1 protein-coding gene is annotated in these 1,222 nt (G+C 64.6%); it reads right to left on the bottom strand.

The features are described from left to right. Positions 1 to 16: 16 nt before the first annotated feature. Entirely contained in the window at positions 17 to 1,171 is a 1,155-nt protein-coding gene (locus RM423_RS24795; RefSeq protein ID WP_311425705.1) for an IS30 family transposase, read from the bottom strand. Positions 1,172 to 1,222: the final 51 nt, after the last annotated feature.

Raw genomic sequence — 1,222 nt, 5'->3', positions numbered from 1 at the left:
CGGCGGATTCTGGCGGTCATTGCAACAGCAGGTCGCCGATCAGTTCGTTCGGCTTCTTGAACGCTAGCCGTTTGCGGGGGCGGTCGTTGAGTTCCTGGGCGACCCAGTCGAGGTCCTCGGCGGAGTGGATCGAGAGGTCGGTGCCTTTCGGGAAGTATTGGCGCAGCAGGCCATTCGTGTTTTCGTTCGTCCCTCGCTGCCAGGGCGAGTGCGGATCGCAGAAGTAAATGTCAATACCTGCATCGATGGAGACGTTCTTCCAGTCGCGCATCTCCGGTCCTTGATCCCAGGTCAGCGACAGGCGCAGCAACTCGGGCAGTGCCTTGATCTTCGCTGCGAGGACGTCACGGACCTGTTCGGGTTTGTAACCGTCGGGCAGGTGCAGCAGCATCGTGTAGCCGGTCCGCCGCTCAACGAGGGTGCCGATCGCGGTCTGGTTCTGCTTGCCGATGATCAAATCGCCCTCCCAGTTGCCGGGCACCGCCCGGTCTTCGACCTCGGCCGGACGCTCGACGATATTGATCATGTTCGGGATGCGGTTCTTGCGCTGACCGGGCTTGCGGCTCGGCCGCCGCAACGCCCGTCCGCTCCGCAGACACACCACCAGATCCCGGCGCAACGCGCCCCGGGACTGCACGTAGAGCGACTGATAGATGGTCTCCGGTGACACCCGCATCTCCGGGTCGTCGGGGAACTCGATTCGTAGCCGGCCGGTGATCTGCTCCGGTGAGTATTTCTTCTGAAGATCCTGCTCGACCTTGGCCCGCAGCGCCATGTTCGTCGCCAGCTTCGCCGGTTTCGGCCGCGACGCGCGGTGATAGGCCATCGCGTGCGCCGAGCTGGCGAGGTAGCCGCCGCTGATCTCCCGGTTGCGCCGCAGCTCCCGGCTGATCGTGGACGGACTGCGCTCCAACTGCGCGGCGATCGACCGCACGGACGTGCCCGCCGCACGCGCCAGCCCGATCTGCTCGCGCTCGGCGAACGACAGACACCGGCCCTTCAAGCCACGCCCACGGCGAGGGCGCACACCACCGTTGGCAATCACCCATCGAGTGCCCTGCTTGCGATACGTGCCCGCCGCCACCGCCGCGTCGCTGATGAACTCGCCACGCTGCAACTCGGCCCAAAACACCTGCACGTTCTCCGTGATCATGTGATTAGCGAACCGCATGGTCAACACCTCCACTCAGTCAGGTGTTGCGATCACCGCGAGAACCCAAGG

This window comes from Jatrophihabitans lederbergiae, assembly GCF_031845305.1.
Classification (GTDB): domain Bacteria; phylum Actinomycetota; class Actinomycetes; order Mycobacteriales; family Jatrophihabitantaceae; genus Jatrophihabitans_A; species Jatrophihabitans_A lederbergiae.
Note: the sequence above shows the minus strand (reverse complement) of the source record. Positions and strands in the feature narration are given on the sequence as shown.

Bases quoted from the DNA above. Each gene is read 5' to 3' on its own strand.
- RM423_RS24795 (WP_311425705.1), bottom strand. From the start codon at position 1,171: ATGCGGTTCGCTAATCACATGATCACGGAGAACGTGCAGGTGTTTTGG.